The 12804-nt window shown below is 30.8% G+C and carries 14 protein-coding genes; 4 read left to right on the top strand and 10 right to left on the bottom strand.

Features of this window, described 5'->3' with window-relative positions:
* Genes ACULEU_RS10120 through ACULEU_RS10110 form a run of 3 tightly spaced genes read left to right on the top strand, consistent with a single transcriptional unit; the run spans window position 1 to window position 1048 of the window.
* Window positions 1-645, top strand: a complete 645-nt coding sequence (locus ACULEU_RS10120; protein ID WP_445452468.1) for a hypothetical protein — start codon at window positions 1-3, stop codon at window positions 643-645.
* Between the two features lie 27 nt (window positions 646-672).
* Window positions 673-885, top strand: coding sequence for a hypothetical protein (locus ACULEU_RS10115; RefSeq protein WP_445452467.1), 213 nt, complete (start codon window positions 673-675; stop codon window positions 883-885).
* Window positions 872-1048, top strand: coding sequence for a hypothetical protein (locus ACULEU_RS10110; protein ID WP_445452466.1), 177 nt, complete (start codon window positions 872-874; stop codon window positions 1046-1048). The genes ACULEU_RS10115 and ACULEU_RS10110 overlap by 14 nt, the downstream gene beginning before the upstream one ends.
* A 69-nt stretch (window positions 1049-1117) precedes the next feature.
* Here the strand turns inward: ACULEU_RS10110 and ACULEU_RS10105 are convergent, their stop codons facing one another.
* Complete coding sequence (locus ACULEU_RS10105; protein ID WP_445452465.1) at window positions 1118-1573, bottom strand: DUF6943 family protein; 456 nt, start codon at window positions 1571-1573, stop codon at window positions 1118-1120.
* 738 nt (window positions 1574-2311) lie between these two features.
* Here ACULEU_RS10105 and ACULEU_RS10100 point away from each other — a divergent pair.
* On the top strand, window positions 2312-2488 hold the full coding sequence (locus tag ACULEU_RS10100) for a hypothetical protein (RefSeq protein ID WP_445452464.1): 177 nt from the start codon (window positions 2312-2314) through the stop codon (window positions 2486-2488).
* Between the two features lie 409 nt (window positions 2489-2897).
* Here ACULEU_RS10100 and ACULEU_RS10095 read toward each other — a convergent pair whose 3' ends face one another.
* The 9 genes from ACULEU_RS10095 to ACULEU_RS10055 all read right to left on the bottom strand — a co-directional run bounded on the left by ACULEU_RS10095 (window position 2898) and on the right by ACULEU_RS10055 (window position 12773).
* Window positions 2898-3908: a hypothetical protein gene (locus tag ACULEU_RS10095; RefSeq protein WP_445452463.1), complete on the bottom strand. Its 1011-nt coding sequence runs from the start codon at window positions 3906-3908 to the stop codon at window positions 2898-2900.
* Complete coding sequence (locus ACULEU_RS10090) at window positions 3908-5626, bottom strand: restriction system-associated AAA family ATPase (RefSeq protein ID WP_445452462.1); 1719 nt, start codon at window positions 5624-5626, stop codon at window positions 3908-3910. The genes ACULEU_RS10095 and ACULEU_RS10090 overlap by 1 nt, the downstream gene beginning before the upstream one ends.
* Window positions 5623-7074 carry a restriction endonuclease subunit S gene (locus ACULEU_RS10085; RefSeq protein WP_445452461.1) on the bottom strand — a complete coding sequence of 484 codons (1452 nt, stop codon included), beginning with the start codon at window positions 7072-7074 and terminating at the stop codon, window positions 5623-5625. The genes ACULEU_RS10090 and ACULEU_RS10085 overlap by 4 nt, the downstream gene beginning before the upstream one ends.
* A complete protein-coding gene (locus ACULEU_RS10080) occupies window positions 7074-8609 on the bottom strand; it encodes an HsdM family class I SAM-dependent methyltransferase (RefSeq protein WP_445452460.1) in 1536 nt (511 codons plus the stop codon). Before ACULEU_RS10080 ends, ACULEU_RS10085 begins: the two co-directional genes overlap by 1 nt.
* 3 nt (window positions 8610-8612) lie before the next feature.
* On the bottom strand, window positions 8613-9659 hold the full coding sequence (locus tag ACULEU_RS10075; protein ID WP_445452459.1) for a nucleotidyl transferase AbiEii/AbiGii toxin family protein: 1047 nt from the start codon (window positions 9657-9659) through the stop codon (window positions 8613-8615).
* Window positions 9652-10383 (bottom strand): DUF6577 family protein, encoded by a 732-nt coding sequence (locus ACULEU_RS10070; protein ID WP_445452458.1) that lies wholly within the window; start codon window positions 10381-10383, stop codon window positions 9652-9654. Before ACULEU_RS10070 ends, ACULEU_RS10075 begins: the two co-directional genes overlap by 8 nt.
* Window positions 10384-10554: 171 nt before the next feature.
* Complete coding sequence (locus ACULEU_RS10065) at window positions 10555-11184, bottom strand: hypothetical protein (protein ID WP_445452457.1); 630 nt, start codon at window positions 11182-11184, stop codon at window positions 10555-10557.
* A 54-nt stretch (window positions 11185-11238) separates the two neighbouring features.
* Window positions 11239-11850, bottom strand: a complete 612-nt coding sequence (locus ACULEU_RS10060; protein ID WP_445452456.1) for an AAA family ATPase — start codon at window positions 11848-11850, stop codon at window positions 11239-11241.
* Between the two features lie 98 nt (window positions 11851-11948).
* Window positions 11949-12773, bottom strand: a complete 825-nt coding sequence (locus tag ACULEU_RS10055) for a transcriptional regulator (RefSeq protein WP_445452455.1) — start codon at window positions 12771-12773, stop codon at window positions 11949-11951.
* Window positions 12774-12804: the final 31 nt, after the last annotated feature.

Genomic DNA, 12804 nt, shown 5'->3' with positions numbered 1-12804 from the left:
ATGAAAAATTTATTGAATACAATCGTTTTTAAATCGGTTGCATTATTCGCAATGGTTTTGTTAGTAGCTTTTGCAGTTACTACAAGTTTTAACCCTTTAGATCAATCTAATGATATTGGAGGTAAAAACAAAGATATTATTAAGCATACAACTGATACTCCAATCGCGGTTATTGGTGGTGGTGGAAAAGGAACCTCAACCACTTTGAAAGCAGATATTGGAGGTAGCAAAGGTATAAAAGGTGAAGTTATCGACAATCAATATGAGATTTCTGATATTGGTGGAAGAAATACTAATACTACTGGAAACTTTTCTGTTGACGATATCGGAGGAAGAAATGGAACAGGTACTTCGTCAGGTGGTGATTTTCAAATTGCGGATATTGGTGGTAGAACCACAAATACAACTGATCTATTTTCCTTTTCTGACATTGGAGGAAGAGGAAATGAACTAGGTACTGGTCATTATTTTGGAAATTTAACAAATCAATATCATATTAGTGATATTGGAGGTAGAAAAGATGTTACTACCGGAAATTTAGCTTTGAATGATATTGGCGGTTCAAGAGACCATGTAATTATTAGAAGAATTCCAGTGCCATTTACATCAGAAATTGGTGGAAAAATTACCACAATTGGTCAGTAATTTTCGTTGAATTTAAAAACTAAAATTATGAACTTAATTAAAAGAGCAAAAGCTCCGACACCAAAATTTTTCAAAGTGCTTCGAAATATTGGTTTGGCATTGGCTGCTGTTGGTGGAACTATTTTAGCTGCTCCAATTGCTTTGCCTGTAATTGTAACTACCATTGGTGGTTATGTTGCGGTAGCTGGTGGAGTTTTGTCAGCTGCAAGTCAGCTTACTACAACTGATGACAGCCAATAATCCCACATTGATGGGAACTGCTGGAGGCACATTTTTAAGTATAGTACCGAATATTCATTCTGAAGACATTGCAAGAACAGTTATTTTAGCTACTGTTGGAGCTGTTGTCAGTTTTACGATTTCGTTACTGCTTAAAAGCCTAAATAAGAAGCACAAAAAATAAGTTTAGCTCTAGTTGTGGTGACCTTTGGGTTAAACAAAATGAAAGCCAAGTCGTGAGACCTGGCTTTTTTCATTTACTTATATATCTGTATAAAATAACTCTTCGCATATCATTGATAAGATTTAGATTTTCATGGAAACGTTTTTCGCTTTGTTCCAAAAGCTTTAAAGTTTCGATATTCTTAACGTGTTCCTTGTGGTCTTTTATCTCTTGGTTGACTTTTATTGAAAATTCTTTTCTAATGTCATATAAACTCAAAAATGGGATTACTGAACCTCTAAGGAATTGATGCCAAAATCTAGTTTTCCAAAGTGCATAAGCTGTTAAATTTATGGTATCAAAATCAGATTCGTTTTCAAAAATGATAACGAAACTGTTTGTAAATGGCTCTTTTTGTGGCTTTCCGCTGTTCATCCCCTTGTTAAGTAGGAAAAGATGCGGTTTTGTGTAGATAGTGCCTTTTTTGTGGGTTTTAATGATAAATTTCAGCATAACATCGGCTTTAAAAATTAGATTAATTTTCAATTTTTTGCGGTGTTTCTTATGAAATGCAGTTGTGCCTCGCTACGCTCCGCCCATTAAATTTTTTCAAAAGAAAAAAAGAAAAAAAAGAAAGCCGTTCGACCAAGTGGAAGGTTTCAAAAAAGCAAGTTTTTCAGAAAAAATACTACCCGATACGTGATTGAAATCGGCAGCGTCTAATCCAAAGTGAAATGTGTTTTGAAACTGTTTAGGTGGAGATTTTTTCTGAAACCCGCAGGGCTTGAACTTGCTTTTTTGAATACCTGGAACTTATCTTTGCTTCCTTTTTTTTATTTATTTTTTTGAAATTTCAATCAGTTGTTCTTATAAAATCGAAGTTGATTCTGAAGTAATGAGAGTTGAATTGGAAGATGTTCGTCTTCGGAAAGGGTATCAAATTCTTTGGATGGATGAATAAACCAAATCAGAAAATAAAAAAGCTATTCATCCGGCCAAAGAATTTGATACTCTTTCTTACGGTTTTGATTTTTGAGGATGCCTGAAAGTCAGTTGGCAGTAGCAGTGTTCAGTTAGCAGTTAATAATCTTATGGAAATGGGAAGCATCTTCAAAAAAAAATGCATTATAATACCTAGTGCGATGTGGCAGTAGCGCAAGTAAGGGTATCATTTTTTATTTGCTTATTGGGATGTTTCAGATTGCGTTAGTGGATAAGCTGATGCCTGAAATTCAGTTGGCAGTCGCAGTGCTCAGTTGACAGCAAATTATCTTAAAAAACGGTATGGCATCAGCTTTTCCGCTGGAGCAATTACTGCTGATTATCTGGCAAATAAAAAATGATACTCTTACTGGGAATTTTGGTTTTGTGGGTAATAAAATGGCTTTTACCATAGGCAAATTAACTGAGATTAAAGCCGTTTTATTACTTACAAAAGCAATGAAAACACTTCCTATTTAACCACAAAGCTGATAAAAACAGTTAACGTGTACGTTCTTAAAAGTAATGATAACCGTATAGTTTCCGATGAAATGGTGAACGTTGTTAAAGACAGTGGCGAAGGATGGTTTTTTTCTATGCAGGCTGGTGCGAGGAAGCATAGAAAAAAGTTGTCCTGGAGCCACTGGCAAGCGCGTTGGGTGAGCGGCTTTTTTACATAATGTTATTATAGTGCATCCGTGATTTTGATTAGTAGCAGGATAGTTCTTTATGCACTATAATGCCACATTATGTAACTAAGCTTTGGGAAAAAAATTACTGGCATGAGTTGCGAAGCGTACGTGTTATTGCACCAATAACCATGACAGTAATTTTTTTTGGAGCGTTGGGAAGGAGTGGCAATTAAAATGGTATTTTTTACAAAATACAATTAAGAATAGACTTCAATTAAACTAGGGTTATTTTTAAGTTCCAACATTAATGGTATTTTTAAAAATTTCTTATCCTCATATTTATCATATTCATAATCAGCAATTAATTCATCTAATGAATTTTCATATGTCCAATCTGGATTGTTTTTCGCAGATATGTTATACCTTCTCTTTATTTTTTGCAAGTGAGTTTTTGTAAAACTTCTGCTAACATCATTATATCTGTCATTTATATCAAACAAATCATTCCAAGTCTCAATTTTTTCAGCATCGCCAATTATATCAATTTTTAAATCTTTACGTTCTAATTTATCTAAATCAACAGAATTATCAATAGTGAATTTAATTTGTATTTCATGTTCATGCTTACTAAAAGGATAATAAGTTTTTCTATTATTTTCAATTGGGTTTTTTGCTCCTTTCCTATCTGAATTACATTTATAGCATAAAGGCACTAAGTTTTCAAAATTTATACTTGAAAATGGAAATATAGATTTTGGCAAATAATGATCAAAAGCCTCTCTGTATTTACTATCCTCCAACTCAAAATCAGTCATACCACAGCAAGGACAAAATCTGAATTCATTAGCAGCTATTAAATTTTCATAATAATTTTTCTTTGTACCTGGAACCCTAGCTCGTTCTAGTAATACTTCGTAGAAATCGACTAATAAAGGTTTTATGTCAGTTTCTACAATAATTGGTAAACTGTTTAAATATAATGGTTCTAAATCGCCATTACATAAATTTTCAATTTGGTTATTTATTATAAAAGCTTCTCTTATTGCTTCTTTTTCTTCAGGAGTTAATAATAGACATTTTTCATATATATCATCTATTGATGTTTTTAACCATTCATAAGCATCATAAATTATTTTAAAGTCAGCTAACATTAAATCCTGACAAGGTGTTGCACTGGCATTACACCAAACCTCACAAACTAAATGCTGCACATAAAGTTGTAAAGAAAATATTGGATCTGTCTCTAAAGATTTATATACTCTTAACATTAATCTTCTGGTTTTATTCTGTTTAATCTTGCCAACACAATATCTTTTTCAATTGAGCTTCCTAATTTTTTTAATTTATTTTTGACCTCTTCAATCTTTATTTTAGTTTTTATACTTTCAAAATCAATTTCTTCTAATTCGGTATTTGATAAATCACCTATAGATTGGTTATAATTAAATAATTCATCTAATATTATTTCAACTGAAGTTCCATAAGTGTTAATGCCTAGTTCACTAGCTTTTCTAGCTTGAACAAGTTTAGTTTCTTTATTCCTATCAAAAAACACAACATTATTAGGTAAGCAATCTGATATAATAAATGGAGAGTGTGATGTAAGTAGTATGTCTTTTAAATAATGTACATTAAAACTCCCATCTGAATGTATTCTGTTATTCCCAGATGTAATACTTTCATTTAACACTTTTATAAATTTCGCTCTCCAACTAGGATTAAAATGAGTTTCGGGTTCATCAAGTAATAATAATGATCTACTACCTTTGAGTAACAAGCAAATTCCTACTGTATGCAAAAATTGATGCTCACCATCTGAAAAATTACGCAATAATAAATCTTTAATCTCTCCAGTTTCTTTAATTTCTTTTGTGATATAAAAATCTAAGAAATAAAAAACATTTTGATTTGGACTTCCGCTAGGTAATTTTCCATCTGTATAAAAACCTTTTGATTGATAAGCATCTTCTTTGATATTTTCAGATATAAAATGTGAATTTAATTCGTAAAGTAATCTGAAGAATTGAAATAACTCAAAAGAATCATGATTAAAATGAAACTTAAAAGCTTCTTTCGTTTCATCAGTTATATAAAAATCAAGCCATAAAGTTTTATCATTTGAATACCATGAAGTAGCACACTTTTTTAATTTTTCAATTTCTTTTTGTTCGACTATTTTTAAAATATTATCATTTGAATCTTTTTGGAACTTAAAATGGAGTAAATTAATATTCATTCTAAAACTTTTTAGACCTATGATGCCTGTATTATTTACATCTCTGATTGGTGCTAAAGTTTTTTCATTTTCCATCAACAAGCAAGATAATAATACTGCTTGACTCATACTATTGTTAATATAAATCAAACTATTTTCAGAACCTGTAAATTCTTTTTCTCCCTTTTCAGTTTGTTGTTTGAATTCATCAAGATGTATCAAACGACTTTTAATAAAAGGCAAACTTAATATTTCATTTTCTCCAGAAGAATAACCAATTACATGGTCTGGTAAATAACTTTTACCTGGAGCACTTTGTTCACTTCCTAATTTTGATTTTAATTCAATGGGGATTTTTTTTACTGATGAATCAAAAGGAAATTCTTGAATTTCCATTACAGGTTCTTCTCCGATTTTTTTTGTGATAGTTACTTTATGTAAATATTCTAAAGTATATATTTCTAAACTACTTTGCCCTATAAGATATTCTAAGGTAAAAGCGTCAGGTGTACAAATTTCTCTCTTAAAATTCTCAGGATTTTTAATGCTCTCAGGTAAGTATCTAGCTACACATATTTCTAGATGATAAAATATCGTTGATACAGCTTCTAGAACATTAGATTTACCACTTCCATTTAAACCAGCAAAACAAAAAGGTCGAAACTTTCCCATTGCATCCACATCACTTAATGAATGAAAATTGATTTCAAAGCCTTTTTGGAGACTTCGAAATCCATTTGGATCCTCAATTTTTAGATTTAAAAGTTTCATTTTAGAACTAATTTAATATTGTTACTATCCTTATTTAGTTTTTGAATTACTAAACCATTTTCTTCATTTAAAATTCTAAATGAAACATATTTTGCTTTATCGTATGTTTTAATATCATCAAATTCTTGTTCATTCAATTTATCTAATAAACGTTGTAAAAATGTTGCATCAGTTTTAATAGTATTAATATCATTTTCTATATTACTCTTTCTTAAATCTATATTATTAAGTAACGCTTCTAATTCAATATCAATATCATAGACGAAATCATTGTTAAATGTTTTTTGATATAAGCTATTTAGAAGATTTGACAATTCATTTTTTGCTTTAATAATATTTATTTTACACTTATTATTAATCAAAAATACCTTATCAAATTTTTTTTGTAATTTAATAGGAGGAATTGGAATACTGATTTCTCTACACTGTTTTAAACTAATATTTTGTTGCCTTACTCCAACAGCTGATTGAATAATACTTTGTGAAATTGTATTACTTTTTATTGTGTATAATAAATATGATGGAAGTATTTCTTCTTTTACTCTAAATATAACTAAAGCTTGATTAATATTCCATTCACTAAAAGTTGTTGGAACTAAAGCAATTTTGCCTAATGGTGGTCCGACAATATTCATCAATATATCATTAGGTTTGACAATTGATCTACTTAATTCTTTCTTATGAATAACTTTAGAGATATAACTAGGTTTATTAGAAAATGATATTATATCGTCTTTTATATGATGTACTTTTAAAAAAGGTACTCTATCTTTTTTATATTCTTCAAAAATTTTTTCACTCTTTGGTGTTGTTCCTTTTGTAATAAACTCACATAAGTTTTCTAAAGTATTTAGTTTATATTTTTTAGGATTAAAGTAAGGATCTCCAAAAGTTTTTAAAAAAAATGAACTTAACAACTCATCATAGAGCGTAATCATTTGTTCACGTTTCTCAATGATATTTTTTGCTTTATCTAAAAGAGCGACAATTTTATCTTGAACATCTTTTTCTGGAAGATCAATTTCTTGTCTTTCTATTATTGAAAGAGAAATATTCTGTAAAGTTGCTCCTTTTCCTTGCGAATAAATAAAATCCTTGTTATGCTCAAACCAATATTTAAGAAATTTTATATTTAGTACATTCTCATCTTTAGGGTTAATTGCTAATATGGCTTGATTAGTTGATGCTTCAATACCTGTTATTACTGTTTTACCAACTGAACCATACATTGCTAAAAGAAGTGTACCTTTTTTAAATATTCTGTTATTAATGGCTTTCAATCCATTTTCTGTAAGGGATTCTTCTGTTTTTGATATTATATCATTAGAAGCATTTTTGAAATCTGAAATGGTAATCCATGGAATATTTCCATTATAAAACGTTAAGTTACTTCTCTTTGGAGTACCACCGCTTTGCATTAAACATATATCACTTAATTTAACCTTCATTATCCAATTAAGTTTTTAAGTTCATCCATATCAATTTTAATTTCTTCTTCCAACAAGAATATTTTTTTTAAAATTTCTTGAGGTGGTTCAAAATTTTGTTCTTTATATTCAAATTCTTTATATCTATTGTAACTTAAATCAAATTCATTTTTTTTGATTTCATCTAATTCAATAAAAAAATAATTCTTTCTGTCGTTTTGAACATTCTCCTTTTTTTCATCAAAAGCTTTTACTGCATTTGGTAAAGGATTTTCGGAAAGTTTTCTTCTGTTATCATCTAAACTATATCCATCACTCTTCAATTCATAAAACCAAACTTTATCAGTATGCCATTTCGTTTTACTAAGATTTGCCTTTTTAGTAAAAACTAAAATAGATGTTTTTACTCCAGTATATGGTTTAAAAACTCCACTTGGTAATGAAATTACGGCTTCTACATCACAATCTTTTAATAAAATTTCTCGTGTGTTTATATATGCTTTATTTCCGCCAAATAACACTCCTTCAGGAACAATGACAGCAGCTTTACCATTAGTTTTTAATAACTGTACTATTCTCTCTAGAAATAAAAGCTCCGATTGTATATTTTGCTTTACCCTTTTTCCTTCTTTATCTAATTTAGGTTCATAAACTCTATTTAAAGCTAAACTAGTTTGTAAGCTATCAATTCTACCCGTGAAAGGTGGATTTGCTAAAATTTTTGAATATTTAATATTTTTTTCAAGTTCATCAAAATCTTGTGATAGAGTGTCAAGATGTGTAATATTAGGTTCTTTTATATTATGCATCAATAAGTTCATCATACCTAATCGAATCATCGTTGCATCAATATCATAACCATAGAAAGTTTTTTTTGTGAGCTTTTCCTCTTTAGCGGAACCAACTTCTATTAAATTACCTGAAACCCTTTTTTCAAAACCATTTTCATCAATCTGTGCTTCTTCACTTGAATTATGACTTATAATATATTGATATGCTCCGACCAAAAAACCTGATGTCCCAGAAGTAACATCACATATTGTATCCTCAATAGTTGGTTTCAAAATTTCACACATAAATTGAATAATGTGTCTAGGTGTTCTAAACTGACCGTTTTTACCAGCTTCGCCTGTTTGATTCAGTATAAGTTCATAAAAATCCCCTAATGTATCTTGAAAATGTTGCCCTTGTTCTCTTTCATTATTTGCCTCTTCATAAATATCATTTATTAAGTCAATAGCCACTTCTAGCAATGAAGGTTTTGTAATATCGAAATTAGCACCGTCCATAGCTTTTAAAAATGAATCATTTGAATTTTTCTGTGTCTTTAAAAAATCAAATACTCCTTTCATATGTAAAGGCATATCAACATCTTTAAGATTTGTGTAAAAACTCCATTTATGAATGTCTTCTTCCACTAAACCAATATCTTCTGCTCTTCGCATGAAAAGTAAATATGAAATTTGTTCTAAGGCAGTGATTGGATTTGCCATTCCTCCAGACCAAAATAAGTCCCAGAGTTTATTGATTTTTGATTTTATATCAGGTGATAACATAATTTATTTTTTGTTTATAGCTTTATACCAATAGTAAAAAGCTTCCGGGTTGTTCTTCTTTAACTTGTTTAGTTTGTTGTATTCTGGGTCTTCAATTAGCCACTCTTTTATTTCTAATGGGTTTTTAAATCTTTCGATTTTTATTTCTTTTTCAGATTGTATAAGCTTGGTTAGGTAAGCTACTTTTGCCGCTGCGGTTATTGCTTCATCAATGCTAAATCTGTCAATAGTGAAATTGGTAAAATTTCGAATGCCTAGTTGTAAATGATTGAAATCTTCGAATTTAGTATCTCTTTCGGCTAAGGTATAGCACGCTTGCCAAGTATCGTCTAACACTTCTTTTGCTGATATATCTAATTTTCGGAAACCTATTTCTTCTTGAACTACTTTGTTGTAACTATTTCTTACTATCTCTAAATTGGTTATATTATCGAATAGGAATGCTATATCGTATAGCTGTTTGATGATTTCTACAGGACGGTTTTTGTTGTATAGTATTCCGGTAGTTTTTGGTGCAAATGCTGTTAGTTTGTCGCCGAGAATTGCATCAAAAGTTGGCATTGTAATTATAACTTCTTCTTTTGATGTTGATAACCATGGATGCCTAATTGGAAGTTCACGGACTTCGGGATATGGATTTGGTGTGTAAAGTAAGTCTAACAGTATTGGTTCTATATTTCCATCTACAACACTTTTGTAATAGGTTTTGAAATGTCCAATTGGGGCATCTGGTGTGTGTTTACGGTTGTTGTCGTCTTCCCAACTTAAAAATATTTTTTCGTCTACTGTTTTCTGCAGTGCGGCTATTATTTCTTTCTCGGAATGTTCTGTTATTATGTCGATGTCAATTGAAAATCGTTTTGGTTTTTCGGTTGCCAATAATAAAGCCGTACCACCTTTGAATGTAAAGTTTAATCCGTTTATTTTTAATTGTTCCAATAGCGTTAACGCCCAAATTACTTTTTCGATTAATTTGGGATCGATGCGTCTTCCTAACTTATTTTTTAAGTTAAGAATCCATTCGATTGTATGGGCTTCGCTGTTAATCATTGGCCAAGATTATACTTATTATTTTTTCTAATTCGCTTTCTTTGTTTCTTCGGATGGCATACCGTTTCATTTTTGCAGTGTTTATTGCGTATTTTTTGAAAGCGGATTGGTATATGAAATCAAGTTCTCCTTGTTGGGCTGCAAAAAGTTCTTTGTCGATGATTATGTCCACCAATACTTTTTCGAGCGTCGGAATTTCTATTTTATTGTTTTTACTAGTTGGCGCTTCGGTGACTAAATTTTTAATTATTGTGACTTCTTCTACATTTGAACTTATATAGCGTTCTAATATTTCTCCATTTGGGTTTAAATAGACGTTTTTATTTACTTCGCTTATTGCATTAAAGATTTGTTCTTCTACGTCTTTTTCTACTTCAATGATGGTGTAATTTTTAAATGGTTGGTGTCGCATTAAGTCGTTTAACCATTTGGTATTCCAAACGCACACATCAATAAATGGAAAGTCTTTGTGGATTTTATTGTAAAGCTTTTTTAAATTTTGGTTTATTTCCGGATTGAAGATTTGTTTATCAGTAATGGAATACACTCCTCTTTCCGGATTATTTATTATTCCGGCTTTTTTCAGTTTAGATAGGTAAACGGTAATGGTTCCTTCCGAAAGTTCCGGAAAGTCCTCTTTGATTAAGTTACCTAGTTTTTCTCTAGAAATTTTGTTTATAGATTTGAAGTAACTCGGAATTGTATTTTCTATCGTTTTTGTCACTTTCGTTTTAAATTTTGTGAAAGGTACTACTTTTATTTTAAAAATTAAGTTTTGGCAGTAAAATAGTTTTATTGCCGAAAGTTAACTGTTTGTTTTAGTTGCTTTCTTCTTATAAATTTACTTAAAAATTGTTATTAATTATTGGCAGTAAAATGGGATTGTTGCCGAAACTTAACTACCGCTCATAGTGTCAATAAAGAATTGTAATTCGTACAAGTGAATAAGTTCTTCGTGGTTATTTGGCATTTGAGCTAGTTGTACGAAATTGATGTTTTGGTATGTTGATTTCTCACCTAGTAAATCCTGTATTATTATGTAGATGGCTTGTTCCCACGTTTTGGTATTGCAATAGAGTTTGAAGTTTTTTAGATACACCGTTATGTCTAGTTTTTTAGTTTGCTCGTCGTAATTGAGCGGTAGGAATTTGATTTCACTGGTTTTGATTGTTATTTCGTGGAATATATAAGGTTCGTCTAAACCTTCAATAATTTTATCAATGTTTTCTGTTGGCTGGATGAAAGCCGTGAATTTCCAATGTCTTAAGGCTGGTGCTTTCTTGATTAATTCGGTCACTTGTGTAAAGTACATTGGATTGCCATTGGCCGTGATTATTAGTTCGGCTTTTTCCTTTTCTTTCTTGGGAAATATTATTAAAAAATCTAATTCTTTGCAGTAATAGCCCAAATGTCTGTTTAACCAGAAGTATAGGTGGTTTTGCGTTTTTGGAGTTTCGTTGATTAGGTTTTTGATTGTTTGGTTGTTATCTTGGAACCAGTTCCAGAAGGTGTTTATTTTTCTCATAGGATTATTTTTGAGTTATGAATTATGGGTTCCCGCCTTCGCGGGAATGACAGGTTAGCGTTTGTCTGGAGTTGATTTGTCGAATGCTATGAGGTTTAGCATGGCTCTGAATCTTGAGCGTACACGATTGCCATAAATGGTTTCTATTTCAGATGCTGATAGGTTGGTGGTTATGTGTGTTTTTATTTTTCTAGCAACAAACAAATCGTATCTTGATAATAAGATTTCTGCCATTACATTGCATTCGTTACCATAATATTTTAGATTACTTTCTACACCTAAATCGTCAAAGCAATAGTTTTTATATTCAGTTTGTGAGTAGCTGCCACGACTGTATCGGTGAATGATTTCGTAGCCTTCCTTTATAAATTCAAAGCTGATGTCTCGGCACGTTTTTACATAAAACTTGTTTTCTTTTGGAACTACATATTTCATTAAATTCATCAATGTTGTTTTACCACATCCTACTGGACCTGAAAGTAAAATGCCTTTGGTTAAATCAATATTGAATTGATTAGTCATGTGTTGATCGTTGAGAAAATATGCTACAAGCTTTGTAATATTTTGAATGTCTTTTTCCATAAAATGGAATTTATCTCCGTAGTCTATTTTGCCTTTATTTTCAAGCCATAGCAGAATTTCAGGATAGTTATATTGTTCATTCATTTTTACTAGTGATTAGTAATTAGTGATTAGTAAAAAGTGATTGGATTTAACCACAAAGTACACAAAGTCCTTCGACAAGCTCAGGATGACAGTTCTGTTTATAACGGCTCTGCGTAATCTTTGTCTTCAATGGTGTGTAGATTATTGGCTCTTGGTTGCTCTCTGACCGAATTAGTTTGAGGAAGATTGACTGTAAACTTTGTTGTGTTTAACATCCAATTTCTAGCTGAAGCTTGCCAATCTATCATTTTGGTTTTACCGCCAATTAACCAACCATTGCTGGTGTAGTAATTATAATATCGCTCTGCTTCGAATTCTGAATATTCTTGTTGTTTGAAATAATCTTTGACTTGTTCCAAACTAGGTTTCACTATTGAACTCGAAGTGACAAACTTTTCTCTTTTTTTCGCGGAACTTTTTTTCTCTTTTTGAGCATCATCTAAAAAATCTTCTTGATTAAAAATTTTAAAATTGGTGTCTATAGCTATGTTTTTATTGTTTTTAAATGTTTTTATAGTATTATATATATTGGGTTCATCAACTTGTTCAGCATCCTTACTAATGACTTGTTCATTAATTGGTGTTGTTGGCTCAATAATTGAACTGGTTGGAACTTTTTTGAAATAACTTCCTTCCGCTAGGTTGTGTATTATTACTTCGGTGCCGGAATATGGATTATAGGAAGGTAAATACTGAATGAAACCCATTAATTCCAATTCTTTGATACACTTGTGATAGGTTGCCTTGGATGCAATTCTGCTGGCTTTCATCATTTCATCACGAGAAATAGTAATTGGGTTTTTGAATCGATTTACATTCCAACTTTGGAATAATGCCAAGTACAAGCTTATATGAGTTGGGTAAATGATTTCTTCATTGGCTATTCTGATGAAGAAGCCTGTTAGGTGCTTTATGTAGTTCATTGGGAATTACAAATTAAAAATTGGGAATTAT

It is taken from the genome of Flavobacterium sp. 25HG05S-40 (assembly GCF_052654735.1).
This window is presented reverse-complemented; position numbering and strand designations above follow the sequence as displayed.